At 63.9% G+C, this 18,566-nt stretch carries 18 protein-coding genes; 3 read left to right on the forward strand and 15 right to left on the reverse strand.

Annotated features, from left to right (window positions below; translation table 11 throughout):
• Positions 1 to 273 precede the first annotated feature (273 nt).
• The 7 genes from ABIC09_RS25660 to glpD form a co-directional block, all read right to left on the reverse strand.
• Positions 274 to 2,070 carry an ABC transporter substrate-binding protein gene (locus tag ABIC09_RS25660; RefSeq protein WP_354033738.1) on the reverse strand — a complete coding sequence of 599 codons (1,797 nt, stop codon included), beginning with the start codon at positions 2,068 to 2,070 and terminating at the stop codon, positions 274 to 276.
• 76 nt (positions 2,071 to 2,146) lie between these two features.
• On the reverse strand, positions 2,147 to 2,476 hold the full coding sequence (locus ABIC09_RS25665) for a DUF2160 domain-containing protein (RefSeq protein WP_354033740.1): 330 nt from the start codon (positions 2,474 to 2,476) through the stop codon (positions 2,147 to 2,149).
• A gap of 10 nt (positions 2,477 to 2,486) precedes the next feature.
• Positions 2,487 to 3,293: a carbohydrate ABC transporter permease gene (locus tag ABIC09_RS25670; protein ID WP_212297498.1), complete on the reverse strand. Its 807-nt coding sequence runs from the start codon at positions 3,291 to 3,293 to the stop codon at positions 2,487 to 2,489.
• Entirely contained in the window at positions 3,293 to 4,195 is a 903-nt protein-coding gene (locus ABIC09_RS25675) for a carbohydrate ABC transporter permease (protein WP_354033742.1), read from the reverse strand. The genes ABIC09_RS25670 and ABIC09_RS25675 overlap by 1 nt, the downstream gene beginning before the upstream one ends.
• Positions 4,195 to 5,280 carry an ABC transporter ATP-binding protein gene (locus ABIC09_RS25680; protein WP_354111011.1) on the reverse strand — a complete coding sequence of 362 codons (1,086 nt, stop codon included), beginning with the start codon at positions 5,278 to 5,280 and terminating at the stop codon, positions 4,195 to 4,197. Before ABIC09_RS25680 ends, ABIC09_RS25675 begins: the two co-directional genes overlap by 1 nt.
• Positions 5,281 to 5,292: 12 nt before the next feature.
• Positions 5,293 to 6,369, reverse strand: coding sequence for an ABC transporter ATP-binding protein (locus ABIC09_RS25685; RefSeq protein ID WP_354084854.1), 1,077 nt, complete (start codon positions 6,367 to 6,369; stop codon positions 5,293 to 5,295).
• On the reverse strand, positions 6,366 to 7,907 hold the full coding sequence (glpD, locus tag ABIC09_RS25690; RefSeq protein WP_354084855.1) for a glycerol-3-phosphate dehydrogenase: 1,542 nt from the start codon (positions 7,905 to 7,907) through the stop codon (positions 6,366 to 6,368). Before glpD ends, ABIC09_RS25685 begins: the two co-directional genes overlap by 4 nt.
• Positions 7,908 to 8,208: 301 nt before the next feature.
• Between glpD and ABIC09_RS25695 the strand changes: the two genes are divergently transcribed.
• Together ABIC09_RS25695 and ABIC09_RS25700 are read left to right on the forward strand one after the other, a co-directional pair.
• The gene (locus ABIC09_RS25695; protein ID WP_354033749.1) at positions 8,209 to 8,460 is read left to right on the forward strand and encodes a type II toxin-antitoxin system Phd/YefM family antitoxin; all 252 of its coding nucleotides are present in this window, start codon (positions 8,209 to 8,211) and stop codon (positions 8,458 to 8,460) included.
• Positions 8,460 to 8,876, forward strand: coding sequence for a type II toxin-antitoxin system VapC family toxin (locus tag ABIC09_RS25700; protein ID WP_354033750.1), 417 nt, complete (start codon positions 8,460 to 8,462; stop codon positions 8,874 to 8,876). The genes ABIC09_RS25695 and ABIC09_RS25700 overlap by 1 nt, the downstream gene beginning before the upstream one ends.
• A 4-nt stretch (positions 8,877 to 8,880) precedes the next feature.
• On the opposite strand, the gene ABIC09_RS25705 is transcribed toward ABIC09_RS25700, so the two are convergent.
• Positions 8,881 to 9,729 (reverse strand): DeoR/GlpR family DNA-binding transcription regulator, encoded by an 849-nt coding sequence (locus ABIC09_RS25705; RefSeq protein WP_148755586.1) that lies wholly within the window; start codon positions 9,727 to 9,729, stop codon positions 8,881 to 8,883.
• Between the two features lie 90 nt (positions 9,730 to 9,819).
• Positions 9,820 to 10,494, reverse strand: coding sequence for an HAD family hydrolase (locus tag ABIC09_RS25710; RefSeq protein WP_354084859.1), 675 nt, complete (start codon positions 10,492 to 10,494; stop codon positions 9,820 to 9,822).
• A gap of 154 nt (positions 10,495 to 10,648) precedes the next feature.
• Between ABIC09_RS25710 and ABIC09_RS25715 the strand changes: the two genes are divergently transcribed.
• Positions 10,649 to 11,101, forward strand: coding sequence for a nuclear transport factor 2 family protein (locus ABIC09_RS25715; protein WP_354111012.1), 453 nt, complete (start codon positions 10,649 to 10,651; stop codon positions 11,099 to 11,101).
• 117 nt (positions 11,102 to 11,218) lie between these two features.
• On the opposite strand, the gene ABIC09_RS25720 is transcribed toward ABIC09_RS25715, so the two are convergent.
• From ABIC09_RS25720 to ABIC09_RS25745, 6 genes are all read right to left on the reverse strand, one after another.
• Positions 11,219 to 11,410 carry a hypothetical protein gene (locus ABIC09_RS25720; RefSeq protein ID WP_148755583.1) on the reverse strand — a complete coding sequence of 64 codons (192 nt, stop codon included), beginning with the start codon at positions 11,408 to 11,410 and terminating at the stop codon, positions 11,219 to 11,221.
• A gap of 217 nt (positions 11,411 to 11,627) precedes the next feature.
• Positions 11,628 to 12,038: an acyl-CoA thioesterase gene (locus tag ABIC09_RS25725; protein WP_148755582.1), complete on the reverse strand. Its 411-nt coding sequence runs from the start codon at positions 12,036 to 12,038 to the stop codon at positions 11,628 to 11,630.
• A gap of 22 nt (positions 12,039 to 12,060) precedes the next feature.
• Positions 12,061 to 14,157 (reverse strand): 3-hydroxyacyl-CoA dehydrogenase NAD-binding domain-containing protein, encoded by a 2,097-nt coding sequence (locus ABIC09_RS25730; RefSeq protein ID WP_354111013.1) that lies wholly within the window; start codon positions 14,155 to 14,157, stop codon positions 12,061 to 12,063.
• A gap of 2 nt (positions 14,158 to 14,159) precedes the next feature.
• On the reverse strand, positions 14,160 to 15,443 hold the full coding sequence (locus tag ABIC09_RS25735; protein ID WP_354033755.1) for an acetyl-CoA C-acetyltransferase: 1,284 nt from the start codon (positions 15,441 to 15,443) through the stop codon (positions 14,160 to 14,162).
• Positions 15,443 to 17,710, reverse strand: a complete 2,268-nt coding sequence (locus tag ABIC09_RS25740; protein ID WP_354111014.1) for an acyl-CoA dehydrogenase — start codon at positions 17,708 to 17,710, stop codon at positions 15,443 to 15,445. Before ABIC09_RS25740 ends, ABIC09_RS25735 begins: the two co-directional genes overlap by 1 nt.
• 180 nt (positions 17,711 to 17,890) lie before the next feature.
• Positions 17,891 to 18,514 carry a flavin reductase family protein gene (locus ABIC09_RS25745; RefSeq protein ID WP_354111015.1) on the reverse strand — a complete coding sequence of 208 codons (624 nt, stop codon included), beginning with the start codon at positions 18,512 to 18,514 and terminating at the stop codon, positions 17,891 to 17,893.
• Positions 18,515 to 18,566: the final 52 nt, after the last annotated feature.

The following is an 18,566-nucleotide window of genomic DNA, read 5'->3' on the forward strand; positions in this document are numbered from 1 at the left end:
CCCAAACGGCGTCTGCGCAAGTAATCGTAATACGATTACTTCAATCGCATTATGCTAACTATGAATTCGGTATGACGGGGAGTCAAGCGGCGGCATTCGTCTGCTCCTGGGAGAGAAGCGCGCGGCCTTCTCTCGGTGCCTCCGCGGAAAGACTCTGGATTGCTTCGCTACGCCGCTTCGCTCGCAATGACGGCGCTGAGGTATTCCGCCTAACTCACCAAGACAAAAAAAGGCCGGGATTGCTCCCGGCCTTTCGTCGTTATGAAGCGTCGCTTACTGCAGCGAGGCGCGCTTGGGCGGGGTGGCCGGCCACGACTTGATCAGCGTGTCGTAGTCGATCGTTTCGCCCTTCGGCTTCTCGTTGGCGAGCTTGCGCTGCGGCGCGATGGTGCCGTCCTTCTGGGCCTTGGCGAACCAGAACTCGGCCGACTCCTTCTTGTGCAGCTTCGGACCGCAGGCACCCTGCACACCCGACTTCTCGATCCGCTCCATGACGGAGTCTTGCGCGGCGGCAAGAGCATCCATCGCGGCTTGCGGCGTCTTCGCACCGGACGACGCATCGCCGATGTTCTGCCACCAGAGCTGCGCGAGCTTCGGATAGTCAGGCACGTTGTTGCCGGTCGGGGTCCACTGCACGCGCGCGGGCGAGCGGTAGAACTCGATCAGGCCGCCGAGCTTCGGCGCACGCTCGGTGAACGACTTGTCCCAGATGTCGGATTCACGGATGAAGGTGAGACCGACATGGCTCTTCTTCAGCGACACCGTCTTGGAGACGATGAACTGGAGGTACAGCCAGGCCGCCTTGCGGCGATCCGCCGGGGTCGACTTCAGAAGCGTGAGCGAGCCCGCGTCCTGGTAGCCGAGCTTCATGCCTTCCTTCCAGTACGAGCCGTGCGGCGACGGGGCCATACGCCACTTCGGCGTACCGTCCGCGTTCATCACGGCGATGCCCGGCTTCACCATGTCGGCGGTGAAGGCGGTGTACCAGAACATCTGCTGGGCGATGTTACCCTGCGCCGGGACCGGACCCGACTCGGAGAACGTCATGCCCTGCGCCTGCGGCGGAGCGTACTTCTTCATCCACTCCAGGTACTTCGTGATCGAGTAGACCGCAGCCGGACCGTTGGTGTCGCCGCCGCGCTCGATCGACGAGCCGACCGGACGACAACCTTCCATGCGGATGCCCCACTCGTCGACCGGCAGACCGTTCGGAATGCCCTTGTCACCGTTGCCGGCCATCGACAGCCAGGCGTCGGTGAAACGCCATCCGAGCGAAGGGTCCTTCTTGCCATAGTCCATATGGCCGTAGACCTTGACCCCGTTGATCTCCTTGATGTCGTTGGTGAAGAACTCGGCGATGTCTTCATACGCCGACCAGTTCACGGGGACGCCGAGATCGTAGCCATACTTGGCCTTGAACTTGGCCTTGTAGTCGGGGTTGGTGAACCAGTCGTAGCGGAACCAATAAAGGTTCGCGAACTGCTGGTCGGGCAGCTGGTAGAGCTTGCCGTCCGGCGCGGTGCCGAACGACTTGCCGATGAAGTCGTTGACGTCGAGCTGGGGATCGGTGACGTCCTTGCCCTCGCCGGTCATGTAGTCCGACAGCGCGATGGTCTGGCCGTAGCGGAAGTGCGTGCCGATCAGGTCGCTATCGTTGATCCAGCCGTCATAGACGTTCTTGCCGGACTGCATCTGGGTCTGAAGCTTCTCGACGACGTCACCTTCCTGGATGATGTCGTGCTTGAGCTTGATGCCGGTCAGCTCGGAGAACGCCTTGGCGAGCGTCTGCGACTCGTATTCGTGGGTCGCAATGGTCTCCGAGACGACGTTGATCTCCATGCCCTTGAAGGGCTCGGCGGCCTTCGCGAACCACTCGAGCTCTTTCTTCTGGTCGTCCTTCGAGATGGTCGAAGGCTGGAATTCCGCGATCCACTTCTGGATGGCGGCATCGTCGGCGGCGCGAACCGGCGCCGAGGCAGCGAACGCGGTGGCGAGAATGGCCGCGGCGCTCGATACGGTCAGAAAGCTAATCTTGGTCAATGGACCTTTCCTTCTCCTAAACTGTCGCATGTTGTTCCTCCGTTGCAGCGACAAACTTTTATACAGGCCCGGGTTGACCCCGGATCTGGCCGTCCCTTCGCGAGCTTCAGACCGTGCGAAAAATGAGCACGGCCGTGGCCAGCGAAATTCCACTTGCGAGCCACAGGCTCGAAATCTCGATCCCCTCCTCGCCGATCGGCAGCGAGGCGATCGGGTCGGTGCCGACCAGGCCGATCCACGCCAGGTGGATGACGGCAGCCAAAATCAGCGAGATGAACAGGCGATCGCCGCGCGTGGTCGGAATACTGAGCACGCCGACACGCTCGGCCTCCGGATAGACAGACGCGAGCCACGTCATCACGGCAAGCGTGCAAGCGAGCGCTGCGAAGAAGATCGCCGTCGGCAGCGTCCAGGCCATCCATGCGATGGATTCCATAAGAGCCCCCTCAGACCCGGCCAAGCGCAAAACCGCGCGCGATATAGTTGCGGACGAACCAGATCACCAGCGCGCCCGGAATGATGGTGAGCACACCGGCCGCCGCCAGCAGGCCCCAATCCATGCCGGCGGCCGACACCGTGCGCGTCATGATTGCCGCGATCGGCTTGGTCTGCACCGAGGTCAGTGTCCGCGCCAGCAGCAGCTCGACCCATGAGAACATGAAGCAGAAGAAGGCGGCGACGCCGATGCCGCTCGCGATCAGCGGCACGAGGATCCGGACGAAGAAGCGCGGGAAGGAATAGCCGTCGAGGAAGGCGGTCTCGTCGATCTCGCGCGGCACGCCGGAGACGAAGCCCTCGAGGATCCACACCGCCAACGGCACGTTGAAGATACAGTGCGCCAGCGCAACCGCCCATGGCGTATCGAACAGGCCAATCGCCGAATAGAGGTTGAAGAACGGCAGCGCATAGACCGCCGCCGGCGCCATGCGGTTCGACAGCAGCCAGAAGAACAGATGCTTGTCGCCGAGGAAGCGGTAGCGCGAGAACGCGTAGGCCGCCGGCAACGCCACCGAGATCGAGATGATGGTGTTGAGGATGACGTATTCCAGCGAATTGATATAGCCGGAATACCAGCTCTCGTCGGTGAAGATACGCTTGTAGTGCTGCAGCGTCGGCGCGTGCGGCCACAATGTCATCGTCGAGACGATCTCGGCGTTGGTCTTGAAGCTCATGTTGACGAGCCAGTAGATCGGCAACAGCAGGAAGATCAGGAACAGCCCCATGATGAGGCGGCGGCCGGGAATCGAGTGCATCACGCCGCTCCTTTCTGGGGTTTCCGTTCGCTGCCGGCATTGGTCATGACGGTGTAGAAGATCCAGCAGACGATCAGGATGATCAGATTGTACACAAGCGAGAGCGCAGCCGCCTTGCCGAGGTCGAACTGGCCGAGCGCGATCTTGACGAGCTCGATCGAGACGAAGGTGGTCGAGTTGCCGGGGCCGCCGCCGGTGACGACGAACGGCTCGGTATAGATCATGAAGCTGTCCATGAAGCGCAGCAGCACCGCGATCAGCAGCACGCGGTTCATCTTCGGCAACTGGATCGCCTTGAACACGGCCCAGCGCGAGGCGCCGTCGATCTGGGCGGCCTGGTAATAGGCCTCGGGGATCGACTTCAGGCCGGCATAGCACAAGAGCGCAACGAGGCTGGTCCAATGCCAGACATCCATGACGATGACGGTGACCCAGGCGTCGATGTCATTTGAGACGTAATTATAGTCGAGGCCTATGTGGTTAAGGACATAGCCGAGCAGGCCGATGTCAGGCCGGCCAAAGATCTGCCAGATCGTGCCGACCACGTTCCACGGAATCAGCAGCGGCAGCGCGAGGGTGACGAGACAGGCCGCCACTGTCCAGCCCTGGCGCGGCATCGACAGCGCGACGACGATGCCGAGCGGAACCTCGATGGCGAGGATGACCAGCGAGAAGAACAGATTGCGACCGAGCGACGCGAGGAAGCGGCCGCCGAGATCGGTCGAGGGATCGAGCAACTCCTTGAACCAGCCGACGCCGTTCCAGAAGAACTGGTTGTTGCCGAAGGTGTCCTGCATCGAATAGTTCACCACCGTCATCAACGGCAGCACCGCCGAGAAGGCGACGACCAGGAACACCGGCAGCACCAGGAACCAGGCTTTTTGGTTGATGGTCTTGTCCATCAGGCGGCTCCTTCCACCAGAAGGCTGTCGGCATAGACGTGGATGTGCGCCGGATCGAATCTCAGCCCGGCCATGCCGTCCGAACTGGTGAAACCCGCAGGCGCCCGCGCCGCGAGCTTGGCTTCGCCGAGATGCGCGCGCGCAAAGCGGATGCGGCCGAGATCGTCGATGCGCTCGATCTTCGCGGTGAGCAGGCCGGGTGTCGGCGCGACGACCTCGACGAATTCCGGACGCACGCCGATCTCGATCTTGGCGCTTGCCGGCAGATTGTCGTAGGCGCGCTTGAGTGCGATGACATGGCCGTCGATCCGCGCCTCGCGTCCCTTCACCTCGGCGGGCAGGATATTCATGCCGGGTGAGCCGATGAAATAGCCGACAAAAGTGTGGGCCGGCTTGTCGAACAGCTCGGCCGGCGTGCCGCTCTGCACCACACGGCCGTCATGCATGACGACGACGGTGTCGGCGAAGGTGAGCGCCTCGGTCTGATCGTGGGTGACGTAAATCATCGTGAGGTCGAGCTCGCGATGCAGCGCCTTCAGCTTGGACCGGAGCTGCCATTTCAGCTCGGGATCGATCACCGTCAGCGGCTCGTCGAACAGAACGGCGGCGACGTCGGAGCGGACGAGACCGCGGCCAAGCGAAATCTTCTGCTTTGCGTCAGCGGTGAGCCGGGTCGCCTTGCGGTTCAGATAGGGCTCGAGGTCGAGCAGGCGGCCGATCTCGGCAACGCGCTTGTCGATCTCGGCCTTCGGCACGCCACGGTTCTTCAGCGGAAACGCCAGGTTCTGCCCCACCGTCATGGTGTCGTAGATCACCGGAAACTGGAACACCTGGGCGATGTTGCGCTTCTGGGTTGACAGCGGTGTGATGTCCTGGCCGTCAAACAGGATTTCCCCCCGCGACGGCGTGATGATGCCGGAGATGACGTTGAGCAGCGTGGTCTTGCCGCAGCCGGACGGGCCGAGCAGCGCATAAGCGCCGCCCTGCCGCCAGGTCATGGTCACCGGCTTCAGCGCAAAGCTTTCCTGCGGCGCATCGTTGCCGCCGTAGGAATGAGCGAGATCGACGAGGTCAATGCGAGCCATGGCGCACCTCCCTCATGAGCTCGGCGCGGCGACCAGACGGTCGGCCGCGTCGAACACGAAGACATCATTGGGATCGAGCACGGCATCGATGGTCTGGCCGGGCTCGAATTCGTGCACGCCGTGCAGCACCGCAACCCAGTTCGATCCGCCGCGGGTCAAATGCACAAAACTCTCCGAACCAGTGATCTCGGTCACCGTTACCGTGGCATGGAAGGCATGGCGGTCGGCCTGGCCGTTGGCGAGCGCAAGCTGATGCGCGCGAAAGCCGACGCGATAGGCACCGTCGGCGAGCGAGGAATAAAGACCAGACGCCGGCGCGGCGATGCCTCCCGCATATTGTACGGAACCGTTCTTCTTCTCGATGCCAACGAGATTGAGCGGCGGATCGGAGAACACCTGCGCGACGCGTAGCGTCTGTGGACGGCGGTAGACGCCGGGCGTTTCGCCGATCTGGAGCGCCCGGCCCTGCCACATGCAGACCGTGTTGCCGCCGAGCAGCAAGGCCTCGGTCGGTTCGGTGGTGGCATAGACGAAGATCGCGCCGGAGGCCTCGAAGATGCGCGGCAGCTCGGTGCGCAGCTCCTCGCGCAGCTTGTAGTCGAGATTGGCGAGCGGCTCGTCGAGCAGCACAAGATCGGCGCCCTTCACCAGCGCGCGCGCCATCGCGGTGCGCTGCTGCTGGCCGCCGGAGAGCTGGAGCGGCGTTCGCTTCAGGAACGGCTCGAGCCGGAGCAGCCGGGCGGCTTCCGCCACGCGCGCCTCGATCTCCTCACGCGGCTTGCCCTGCACGCGCAAGGGCGACGCGATGTTCTCGTAGACCGTGAGCGAGGGGTAATTGATGAACTGCTGATAGACCATCGCGACGGAACGCTGGCGCACGTCGACGCCAGTGACGTCCTGGCCGTTGACCAGCAATTTGCCCGTGGTCGGCTTGTCGAGGCCGGCGAGCAGCCGCATGATCGAGGTCTTGCCCGACAGCGTCGGCCCGAGCAGCACGTTGAGCGTGCCGCTCTCCAGCGTCAGCGAGACGTCGCGGATGTGCTCGATACCGTCAACGGTCCGGGTCACGTGATCGAGTGTCACGCTCATGAGCGTCCTCCTGCTTCCAGCAGGGGACTTTGCGACACAATTTGGGTCCTGATCCAGTCGTCCAGGGCGGCAATTTCGTCGGCAGATAGCCGCAGACCAAGCTTGGAGCGGCGCCAGACGATATCCTCGGCGGTCACCGCCCATTCGTTGGTCATCAGGTAGCGAACCTCACGTTCGGTCAGAGTCGCGCCAAAGGCCTGGCCGAGATCGGCGACCGATTTGGCGTCGCCGAGCAATTTGATGGCGCGGGTGCCATAGGCGCGCGCGAGACGTCGCGCATGCTCATGGCTTAGGAAGGGATAGCCGCGCTGGAGCTCGCCGATCAGGCCCTCGACGGCCGACACATCCATGTCGCCGCCCGGCAGCGGCCATTTGCCGGTCCAGCCCTCGCGCGCTTTCGCACTGCGAAGATAGGGCGCGAGCCGTTCCAGCGCCTCTTCGGCGAGGCGGCGATAGGTCGTGATCTTGCCGCCGTAGATCGACAGCAGCGGCGAACCGCCGGGCGTGTCGAGCTCGAACACGTAATCGCGGGTCGCAGCCTTGGCCTCGCTGGCGCCGTCGTCATAAAGCGGCCGCACGCCGGAATAGGTCCAGACCACATCCTCTGATGTCACCGGCTTGGCGAGATATTCGCTGGCAGCAGCGCAGAGATATTGGATCTCTTCCGCGGTGGCCTTCACCTTGGAGGGATCGCCGTCATAGTCGCGGTCGGTGGTGCCGATCAGCGTAAAATCGTCCTGATAGGGGATGACGAAGATGATGCGGCCGTCGGCGTTCTGGAACATGTAGGCGCGGTCGTGGTCGTAGAGCTTCTTGACCACGATGTGCGAACCCTGCACCAGGCGCACCTTTGCTTTCGCATTGACGCCGGCGCCGCGGCCGAGCACGTCCTCGACCCAAGGGCCGCCGGCATTGACCAGCGCGCGAGCCTGGACCTGCGAGCGCGCGCCGGTCAGCGTGTCGATCATACCGACGGTCCAGACGCCGTCGGACTGCTTGATATCCGTCGCACGGGTGCGAGTGCGAATCTCTGCACCCTTGTCGGCGGCGTCGCGCGCGTTGAGCACGACGAGGCGGGCGTCATCGACGAAGCAGTCGGAATATTCGAACGCGCGACTGTAGCGATTCGGGATCAGCGGGCGGCCGACCTCGTCACGCCCGAGATCGACCGAGCGGGTCGCCGGCAGCAAATGACGACCGCCGATGTGATCGTAAAGGAACAGGCCAAGGCGCAGCAGCCAGGCCGGTCGCAGGCCCGCGTGATGCGGCAAGACGAAACGCAGGGGACGGATGATGTGGGGCGCGATGCCCCAGAGAATTTCGCGCTCGATCAGCGCTTCGCGGACCAGCCGGAACTCGTAATATTCGAGATAGCGCAGGCCGCCATGCACCAGCTTGGTCGACCAGGACGATGTCCCGCTAGCCAGATCGTTCATTTCGCACAGGAAAACAGTGTTTCCGCGGCCCACGGCATCGCGCGCGATGCCGCAACCGTTAACACCGCCTCCAATGATGGCGAGGTCGAAAATACGCTCCAACAGACGCTTCCCCCGGCGACCCACTCGTTCCCTCGAGTGGCTACTTTCGTTTTTGATTAGATCACACCGAAAAACGAAAGCAAGACGAAAGACAGACGGAAAGAAGCGAAAGTGGAACTTTTTGACCGCTAGAATGGCGTAAAAATGGGCAGGCGGACGGACGGATTCAAAGGCAATCGGCGCGATTGGACGGCATGTGGACGTTCCGGAGCAAATAAGGGCGACGGCGATCTTGAATGTAGCAACATAGCTACATATACTTCGGGACACGTATGGCACCGCGCAATCAGGAGCGCTAACGATGGTGACCACCCTCACCAGCCGAGAATTCAATCAGGACACCAGCGGTGCCAAAAAGGCCGCCTCGCAAGGACCGGTCTTTATTACGGATCGCGGCCGCCCAGCCCATGTGCTGCTGACGATCGAAGATTATTTGCGTCTGAGCGGCGGACACCTGAGCCTCGCCGAGGCGCTGGCACAAGCGAACGCGGACTTTGATTTCGATCCGCCTCGCATGTTCGACGGGGTCTTCAAGCCCGCCGATCTCGACTAATGTTTCTGCTGGACACCAATGTCATTTCCGAACTCAGGCGAACGGATAAAGCCGATCGCAATGTCGTCGCCTGGGCCAATGCGGTCCCTGCGGCAAATTTCTTCATGTCTGTCATCTCGATTCTCGAGATCGAACTCGGCGCGCGTCTGATCGAGCGCAAAGACGCTACGCAAGGTGCTGTCTTGCGCTCGTGGATCGACGATCAAGTGCTGGCTCGCTTTGAGGGGCGAATCCTGGCCGTCGATACGGCCGTGGCGCAGCGCTGTGCGCAACTTCACGTTCCCAATCCGCGGGCTGAACGAGACGCTCTCATTGCAGCAACCGCGCTTGTTCACGGGTTGACGGTCGTCACACGCAATGTGGGGGATTTCGAACCCACGGGCGTGGCGCTGTTTAACCCGTGGAGCAACGCCTGAGGCGCTATCGCAGCCGCACCACAGGTGCTGCTTCCGGCGCCGCCTCCTGCGCTTCGGCCTGAGCCTCATCGATATCGCCCGCCGCCTTCGGCATCGCCGCCACCACCTCGATGCCCTTGCCGTGGCAGATGGTGGAGAGGCGCTCGGGCAGTTCCTGATCGGTGACGAAGGTCTGGATCTGGCTGATATGGGCGATGCGGACCGGCGCGCTGCGGCGAAGTTTTGTGGAATCAGCCACCAGCATGACGCTGCGGGCATTGGCGATGATGGCTTGCGCCACCTGCACCTCGCGATAGTCGAAGTCGAGCAGCGCGCCTTCCTCGTCAATCGCGGACGCACCGATGATGGCGTAATCGACCTTGAACTGGCCGATCAGCTGCGTTGCGGTCGAGCCGACCACGGCGCCGTCCGCGCGCCGCACCGTGCCGCCGGCCACCACCACCTCGATGCGGGGATGGCGGTAGAGCAGCATGGCGACATTGAGGTTGTTGGTGATGACGAGGAGATCCTCATGCGAGGTCAGCGCGCTCGCGACCTCCTCCGTGGTGGTGCCGATGTTGATGAAGAGCGAGCAGCCGTTCGGGATCAGCGAGGCGGCGGCCGCGCCGATCGCCTTCTTCTCGTCGGCGGCAACGAAGCGGCGCGCCTCGTAAGCGAGATTTTCGACGCCCGAGGCGATGATCGCGCCGCCATGGACACGGGTCAGCGAACGGCGCTCGCAGAGATCGTTGAGGTCCTTGCGGATGGTTTGCGCCGAGACTTCGAACCGGCGCGCCAGCTCGTCGACCATGACGCGGCCGGAGGCGCGGGCGATGTTGAGGATTTCGGCTTGGCGATGGGTCAATCCGGTCACGGCAACGGCCTCAAATCAGAACGATGCATGGTGCGGCGGTTCGCGCGCGCGGTCAATGCGCCCGCCGATCACGGTTAATGGATGAAGCCCTCACCACGCCATCGCAGCTGCGAGCCGCACGAGCAACTCGGGATCGTCGAAGGCGCTCGCGGAGGCAACCGCGCCTGCGCCAACAAGGTCAGCGTCGCTGAGGCTGGTCCGGATGCCGATGGTGGGAATGCCGGCGGCGGCTGCCGACTGCACGCCGGAGCGGGAATCCTCGAAGGCGATCGAGGCAGCCGCGCTGGCGCCGACGAAACGCAGCCCCTCCTGGTAGGGCAGCGGATGCGGCTTGCCGTGCGGCAGCTCGTCGCCGATCACGAGCGCCTTGAAGCGCTGCGTAATGCCAAGGCCGGACAACAGCAGCTCGGCGTTGAGGCGCGGCGCGTTGGTGACGGCAACCATGGGAATGCCGGCGGCATCCGCGCGGTCGAGCAGCGCCGTCAGGCCCGGCAACGGCTCGATCTGCCCCGCGACCAGCGTGCGGAACACTTCTTCCTTTTCACCGAGGATCGCTGCGCGCCGCTCCAACGTTTCATCGGGCAGAAAACGCTCCCCGATCGACACGTTGGCGAAGCCCTGCAGCTCCCTGGAGAAGCGCGCGTGGTCGAAAACATGACCGTGAGGACCGAGCACCTGATTGAACGCCTTCAGGTGCAGCGGGTCGGTGTTGGCAAGCGTGCCGTCGATGTCGAACAGCAATGCCCTGCCGAGAATCTCGATCATGTCCGTACCTTCCCGAATGCGACACGCATCAATGCCGAAGACGTATCAATAGAGCCTCTCGCGCGCAATGACGCATGCGCATGACGACCACGCGCCACTCGACAAAGCCGCGCGCGGCTGCAACACTCCATGCAAGATCAAAAAGGAGGAAACGATGACGATCAATCGACGCGATCTGGCTCTCTCGGCTCTCGCCGTCTCCGCGCTTGCGCTCTCGACACCGGCGCTCGCTGCTTCAGCGGACGAAGAAGCCGTGGCGAAGCAGGTCGAGGCCTTCCGCCTCGCCCAGATCGCGGCCGACCCGAAGGCGCTCGGCGCACTGTGCTGGGACGATCTCAGCTACAGCCATTCCAGCGGCAAGGTCGAGGACAAGGCGACCTTCATCACCAATGCCACCGACGGCAAATCGAAGTTTCTCTCGATCGCCTATCAGGACCCGACCATCAAGGTCGTCGGCCTGGCCGCGATCGTGCGCTTCCACTGGGTCGCGGAACAGGAGATGGCGGCCGATGGGAAAAAAGTGCCGACCAACCTTCACATCCTGATGAACTGGCAAAAGCAGGGCGACGAGTGGAAACTCTTGTCGCGCGCAGCGACGAAGTTGTGATGGACAGTGTCATTCCGGGATGCGCCGAAGGGCGCGGGCCCGGAATCCATCGAGCGACGTATTCTCAGCCGAAATGGATTCCAGGCTCGCGCTTTGCGCGACCCGGAATGACAGAGGTTACGCCGCCTCCTCCACATCGCCGCTAACCAGCTTGCGCGCGGCGCGTTCGGCTTCGCGCGCATTACGGAATATCTGGCCTTCGAGGCGATTGAACGGGTGAGACGAGGCGAAGAAACAATAACCTCCGTCGCCGCGGACGACGATGCCCGCGGTCTGAGAGTTAACTTCGATGATGTAGCTGTCCGGCATGGCCCGTAGATTCCTCAGTGCGGGCAAATAACGACGGTTTTGCCCAAAGGTTCCCAAGGGCAAATCGGCCGTTTCCACCCCGAATCGACGCGCTTTTGAGTACGCCGGAACCTCATCCGTTTTATGACTGGTTGTTGGCAATGCCGCGGCATGCTCACTCACCAGCGCCGCGTTTCACGGTGCTGTTTCGTGAGATGGGACAAGGCGCCGCGCGAAATTACGTCGCGATCGGCGGATCATCCCACTGAATCGCTTGCGGATGGCCGTTATCGTCGATCGAGACGTAGGTGAAATTGCCATCGGTCACGAGGATCGGCTGCAACTCGCGCCGCCGCAGCGCCCAGGCTTCGAGATGGACGGTGAGCGAGGTGCGACCGACACGCACGAGATTGGCGTAGACCGAGACGAGATCGCCGACATAGACCGCCTTGCGAAAATTCATCGCGTCGATCGCGACCGTGACGGTACGCGACTTGGCGGCCTTCGAGGCAAACACGCCGCCGCCGACGTCCATCTGGCTGAGCAGCCAGCCCCCGAAGATGTCACCATTGGCATTGGTGTCGGCGGGCATCGCCAGCGTGCGGATGCAGAGATCGCCGCTCGGCTCGGTAGTCCCCTGTTCGCTCATGCTTCTCTCGCGTGACATCTGCTCACTTGAAATTGTCCCAGCCCGGGTCGGGCGCGAAGCGTTCGCCGAATCGTTCGGCCAGCGCGCGCATGGTGGATACGACATTCTCCACGCCACGTGCACGCGCATAGTTCAGCGGCCCGCCGCGGAACGGCGCATAACCCGTGCCGAAGATCATGGCGCCGTCGACCGCATCGGGATCGTCGACGATGCCTTCGCGCAGGCACGCGACGCAGACGTTGGACATCGGCAGCACCAGGCGGTCGATCATCTGGTCGGTGACGCGCGGACCGGTCTCGGGCAATGGCGTCTTCTCCGCCTTGCCGTCCTTCCAGGTATAAAACCCCTTGCCGGTCTTGCGGCCGAGTTCGCCCTTAGCAACCTTCTCGCGCAGCCATGCCGGCGTCGGCGGCAGGAGATCGCCGAACCTGGTGCGCAGCATGTCGCCGACGTCGAGACAGATGTCGAGGCCAACCTGGTCGGCCAGCTCGATCGGCCCCATCGGCATGCCGAACTGTTCCGCGGCAGCATCGATCAGGCGCTGGTCGATCTTCTCGTCCAGCATCACCATCGCTTCCAGCATGTAGGGCGTCAGCGCGCGGTTGACGAGGAAGCCCGGCGAACTCTTCACCGACAGCGGCAGCCGGTCAATTGCGCCGACGAAGGCGAGCGCTTCTTTGCGGACTTCCGCGTCGTTGCCGTCATGGCTGACGACCTCGACGAGCTGCAGCCGCGACACCGGATTGAAGAAGTGCAGGCCGACGAGCCGCTCCGGCCGCGACAACGTGGTGCGCAGATCCTGAAGCGGAATGCTCGAGGTGTTGGTGGCGAGAATCGCGCCCGGCTTCATCTTCGGCTCGAGGCCGGCATAGACCTTCTGCTTGAGCTCGAGCTTTTCCGGCACCGCCTCGATGACGAGGTCCGCATTGCGGACGCCCTCGCCGTCCATGTCCGGGATCAGGCGATCGAGCGCGTCGCGGACCTCGGTCGGCTTGCGGATGATCTTGCCGTAGAGCTCGGCAGCGCGCTTGACCGCACCTGCGATCGGCTCAGCCTTCATGTCGGCGAGCGAGACGCGAAGCCCCTGCCCCGCGCACCAGGCCGCGATATCGCCGCCCATGGCGCCGGCGCCGATGACATGGACGTGCTTGACCGTGTTGCCGCTGCCCGCCGCCTTCTTCATCTGCTCGCGCAGGAAGAACGCGCGTATCAAATTCTGCGCGGTCGGCGTCACCATCAGCTTGGCGAACGAGGCCTGCTCCGCCCTCAGCATCGCGGACTTGCTGCCGCCATGGGTCTCCCAGAGATCGATCAGCGCATAAGGCGCCGGATAATGCTCGCGGGGCGCGGCCTTCGCCGCCTCGCGACGCATACGCTTTGCCAGCAGCCCACGCGCCGGTCCGAAATTGGCAGCCCGCGCAAGGAGGTTCGGACGCGCCTTCTTCAGCCGGCCAAACAGCGCGTCCTTCACCGCGTTATGGACATGGCGCTCCTGCGTCACGGTGTCGACGAGACCGAGCACTTTGGCGCGGCGCGCATCGATGGTGCGGCCGGTCAGCATCAGCGCCATCGACTGGGTCGGATTGACCAGCGCGGTGAAGCGCGCGGTGCCGCCGAGGCCGGGATGCAGGCCCAGCATCACCTCCGGGAAGCCGAAGCGCGCGCCGTCGATGGCGATGCGCGACTGGCAGGCCAGCGCGACCTCGAGCCCGCCGCCGAGGCAGAAGCCGTGGATGACCGCGACCGTCGGCAGCTTAAGCGCCTCCAGATGATCGACCACCGCATGCGCGGCGTGGATGCGGGTCTCGACCATCGCGGAATCGCTGGCGCCACGGAATTCGTTGACGTCGGCGCCCGCGATGAAGCCCGACGGTTTTGCCGAGCGGATCACGAGACCGGCGGGACGTTCGGTCTCGATCGCGGCGAGCACGGCGTCGAACTCTTCCATCACCTCGGCGGACAGCGTGTTGGCGCTGGCATCAGCGCGATCGAACAGCAGCCAGGCAACGCCGTCGGCGTCGCGCGTCAGCTTGAAGTTCTTGTACGGACTATCAGCCGCGGGCTGAGGTCCGAGCGTCAGCACGCGGTCGCCGAGCGCGGTCATGATCTTCGAATCCATGGTCACACCGCCTCGATCAGCATGGCACCGCCGAGCCCGCCGCCGATGCATTCGGTGGCAATCCCGCGTCGCGTTCCCAGCCGCTTCATGGCGTTGACGAGGTGCAGCACGATGCGGTTGCCAGAGGTGCCGACGGGATGGCCGAGCGAGATCGCGCCGCCATCGACGTTGAGCTTCTCACGATCGATCTCGCCGGCGGCACCGTCGAGGCCCAAAATCTCGCGGCAGAATTTGTCGTCGTTCCAGGCGGCGAGACAGCCGAGCACCTGCGTTGCGAAGGCCTCGTTCAATTCCCAGGTCTCGACGTCCTGGATTGTGAGGTTGTTGCGCTGGAGCAGCGGCGTCGCCGACATCACGGGGCCGAGCCCCATGATGCTCGGATCAAGCGCGGCCCAGTTGCTATCGACGATCGCAGCCTTCGGCCTCAGTCCGTGCTTTGCGACGGCGGCGTCGGAGGCGAGGATCACCCACGAGGCGCCATCGGTGATCTGCGAGGAATTGCCCGCGGTGACCTGGCCCCAGGGACGTTCGAACACCGGCCTGAGTTTTGCCAGCGTCTCGGCTGTCGAGTCCGGACGCACGCCGTCATCATGGTCGAAGAATTTTCCGTCGCGGGAGAAGGCGGTCTCGACCTCGCCCTTCAGAAAGCCTTCGGCCTGCGCGTGTGCAAGGCGTCGATGGCTCTCGGCCGCATAGGCATCCGACTGTGCGCGGGTGATGCCGAAGAGATGGCCGACGACCTCGGCGGTCTGGCCCATGTTCAATTCGGTGATGGGATCGGTCAGCCCACGCTCGAGGCCGATGATCGGCTTGAGATAGCGCGGACGCAGCTTGAAGGCAGCGGCGGCCTTCGCGGCAATGCCTTTCGCCGTGGCAAGACCGGCAAACCATCGCACGCCGGAGTTCGGCCAGACCAGCGGCGCGTGGCTCAGCGCCTCGGTGCCGCCCGCCAAAATCATGTCGGCGTGGCCCTCGCGGATGTAGCGGTAGGCGGTGTCGATCGACTGCATGCCGGAGCCGCAATTGATCTGCATGGTGAAGGCGACCATGTCCTCACCCATGCCGAGCCGAAGTGCTGCGACACGAGCCGGGTTCATCTCGTCCGCGATCACGTTGACGCAGCCGAGGATGACCTGGTCGAAAGTCGTGGGCGAGAACGGCTGGCGCGCCAGCAGCGGCCGGCCGCATTGCACGGCAAGATCAACCGGCGTGAACGGGCCGGGCCCCGAGCGCGCCTTTAAAAACGGCGTCCTGCTGCCGTCGACGATGAATACCGGTCGTGCCATCAGCTCGCCGCCCTCTGTTCACCGAGTTCCTGGAAGAACTGATGCACGCCGCCGGTTTTCTTGTAAATCGGCGACAGCGCCTCCGGCGCAAAATCGTCGACCTCGATGACTTTTGTGACGGCTTCATGAGCGGCCGCGACCTGCTCGCCTTCGGCCTGCGTGATCACGCCCTTGGCGACGGCGTCCTTGGCGTCGCGGATACGCGCAGCGCGCATGCGCTTGACGATGGCGTCGGTGCTCGTCACCAGCTTGAATGCGCGCTCCAGCCGGGCGAAGCCGCTGTCGTCGTCGACATGGGCGAGATCCGGCGTGAGACGCTCGCGTGCGGCCGTGGGCTCCAGCACGAGGCTTGCGCATTGGTGCACGACGCGGTCGGACGGGCCGAGCACGCGGGCACCGAAGGGCTGGACCACGAGCTTGAGAATCACTGCGACGAAGCGGTTCGGCAGGTTGGCGAGGATTTCGGCGAGCCGGTTCTCGATCGTCCGGAATCCGGTCGTCATGCACCATTCCAGCGCGGCAAAGTCTTCCTTCTGCCGGCCCTCGTCCTGCCAGCGCTTTAGCGCGGCAGAGAGCAGGTACAGTTCGGAGAGGATGTCGCCGAATCGCGCCGACAGCATCTCCTTGCGCTTCAGCGCACCGCCGAGCGTCAGCAGCGCCATGTCGGCGCAGAGCGCGAACGCCGCGGAGTAGCGCGATAGCTGGCGATAGAACGGCGTGGCGTCGCCTGCATCAGGCGCAAGCGCAAAGGCGCCAAAGGTCCAGCTTCGACCGAAGGCGCGGAACAGCGTCCGGAAGCTATGGCCGACATGCTTCCAGAACGCCTTGTCGAACGCGGCGAGACCGCGCTCGCGATCGGTATCGGCGAGCGCATTCATCTCGTCGAGCAGATAGGGATGGGCGCGGATCGCACCCTGCCCGAACACGATGAGATTGCGGGTGAGGATGTTGGCGCCCTCGACCGTGATGCCGACCGGCACGGCGCGGTGGAGATTGCCGAGATAGTTCTGCGGACCGTCGATCACGGCCTTGCCGCCGTGGATGTCCATGGCGTCGTCGACCGCAACGCGCATCCGCTCGGTCGCGTGCAGCTTCATGATGCCGGAGATCACGGCGGGATGCACGCCGGCGTTGAGCGCAGCGCAGGTCATTCGCCGCGCCGCGTCGAGCTGATAAGCGGTGGCGACGATACGCGCAAGCGGCTCCTCGACGCCTTCGAATTTTGAGATGGAGATGCCGAATTGCTCGCGGATGCGGGCGTAGGCGCCGGTGGTGCGCGCCGCGTAGGCGGCGCCGGCCGCTGAGAGCGACGGCAGCGAAATGCCGCGACCGGCGGCGAGCGCGGTCATCAGCATTTTCCAGCCGTGCCCGAGCCGTGCCTCACCGCCGATGACATAGTCGAGCGGGATGAAGACATCGCGGCCCCGGTTCGGGCCATTCTGGAACACCTGCATCGACGGCAGATGGCGGTGGCCGATCTCGACGCCGGGCAGATTGGTCGGGATCAGTGCCACGCTGATACCGAGCTCTTCCTGATCGCCGACGAGATGATCGGGATCGTAGGCCTTGAAGGCGAGACCCAGCAGCGTCGCGACGGGACCAAGCGTGATGTAGCGCTTGTGCCAGTTGAGCTTCAGGCCCAAGACCTCCTGCCCCTCGAAGAAGCCCTTGCAGATGATGCCGGTGTCGACCATCGAGGCGGCATCGGAGCCGGCCTCCGGACTGGTGAGGCCAAAGCAGGGAATGTCGCGACCATCCGCGAGGCGCGGCAGCCAGCGCTCCTGCTGCTCCCTTGTGCCGAAGCGCATCAGGAGCTCGCCGGGGCCGAGCGAGTTCGGCACCATCACCGTGACGGCGGCGGCGATCGAGCGGGTCGAGATTTTCCGCACCACTTCCGAATGGGCATAGGGCGAGAAGCCGAGGCCGCCAAATTCCTTCGGGATGATCATGCCGAAGAATTTCTCGCGCTTGATGAAGGCCCATGCCTCCTGCGGCAGGTCACGCCATTCCCAAAAAATCTTCCACTCGTCGAGCATGGCGCAGAGCTCGTCGACGGGACCGTTGAGGAAAGCCCGCTCCTCGTCCGTCAGCGTTGCCTGCGGAATCCTCAGCAGCTTCGACCAGTCGGGATTGCCGGTGAAGAGATCGGCGTCCCACCAGACGTCACCGGCCTCCAGCGCCTCGCGCTCGGTATCGGACATCGCCGGCAGCACGCCGCGCGCCCAGGAGAAGATCGGTTTTGTCAGGGTGTCGCGGCGGAAGCTCATGGCGGACCTCATGCAACGGCGCGGTTACAGGGCATTTTAGCGGAAAGTGGCCGGCGGAAGTGAACACTTCGCGCCCAAAAAGAAGCGAATTGACGCGGCCGGGCGGCCACCCGGACCATAACGGCAGGGGCGTGGGGGCGGTTCCGGGGACGGAATAGGTGGGACGAGCAGTAGCCTGGATCAGTCCGGCCGGACCATCTCGAACATGTTTTCCGGCTTGATCTCGAAGTAATCGCCGCGGCGGCCGGCGCGCACGATCGGGCGGGCGGCGGCGGTCTGGTAGACGCCGTCCTTGATCATGGCCTTGTCGATATGGACGGCGACGACCTCGCCCAGCGTCAGCCAGGCGTCGGCCTCCCTGCCATCGGCGCCCTTGAGGCGGACGACGTCAGACACCTTGCACTCGAAAGCGACGGGGCTCTCAGCCACGCGCGGCACGTTGACGAGCTTGCCCGGCACGGCGGTGAGGCCTGCGATCTCGAACTCGTCGACCTCGGGCGCAACATGCGCGGCGGTCGCGTTCATGTGCTTGGCGAGATCCATCGTAGCGAGATTCCAGACGAATTCGCCGGTCTGCTGGATGTTCTCGACCGAGTCCTTCCAGTTGGTGGAGGAGAAGCCGATGATCGGCGGCACGTAGCAGAAGGCGTTGAAGAAGCTGTAGGGCGCCAGATTGACGTGGCCCTTGCCGTCGCGCGAGGAGATCCAGCCGATCGGCCGCGGCGCGATGATGGCGTTGAAGGGATCGTGCTTGAGGCCGTGGCCCTTGGAGGGCTCGTAGAAGTACAGGTCTTTGTCGGTCACGCTGGCTTCCCCTGATCGTCATTGCGAGCGCAGCGAAGCAATCCAGAATCCA

It is taken from the genome of Bradyrhizobium sp. S3.12.5 (assembly GCF_040548225.1).
GTDB lineage: Bacteria > Pseudomonadota > Alphaproteobacteria > Rhizobiales > Xanthobacteraceae > Bradyrhizobium > Bradyrhizobium cytisi.